Origin of the sequence: Streptomyces sp. WAC05292 (genome assembly GCF_003949955.1) — a bacterium.
Classification (GTDB): Bacteria; Actinomycetota; Actinomycetes; order Streptomycetales; family Streptomycetaceae; genus Streptomyces; species Streptomyces globosus.
In genome coordinates this window covers 1-355 of record NZ_RPSE01000888.1, presented here as the reverse complement: position 1 = coordinate 355, position 355 = coordinate 1, and the positions used below count along the sequence as shown (strand labels likewise).

1 protein-coding gene is annotated in these 355 nt (G+C 72.1%); it reads right to left on the bottom strand.

Translation table 11 applies throughout. The features are described from left to right. A partial coding sequence (locus tag EF903_RS33595; protein ID WP_260616257.1) for an arylamine N-acetyltransferase occupies positions 1–305 on the bottom strand: 305 nt, incomplete at its 3' end. Between the last annotated feature and the right edge of the window lie 50 nt (positions 306–355).

Here is a 355-nt window from a genome sequence, read left to right as displayed (position 1 = left end):
GGCGTGGCCTTCTCCGACCCGAGGGTGACGCGTCCGTGCAGCGCGGTGAACCGGAAGCCGAGCCTTTCGAGCGCGGCGGCGAAGAGCACGGCGTGCTCGTAGCAGTACCCGCCCCGCCCGCGCCGCAGCATCTTGTCCTGCACGGCCGGCACATCGAGGGGAATGGCCGCCCCGAGCACGGCGTCGAAGTTCTCGAACGGCAGAGCGGTCACATGGGCCCGCACCAGCTCCCGCAACACGCTCTCGGTGGCGGCCCGCTCCCCCCGGAACCCGATCCGCCCGAGGTACCCCTCGAGGTCGAGCAACTCCCCCTGCCAGCCACCGGCACCCACCGCCACTGCACCACCCGTTCGCT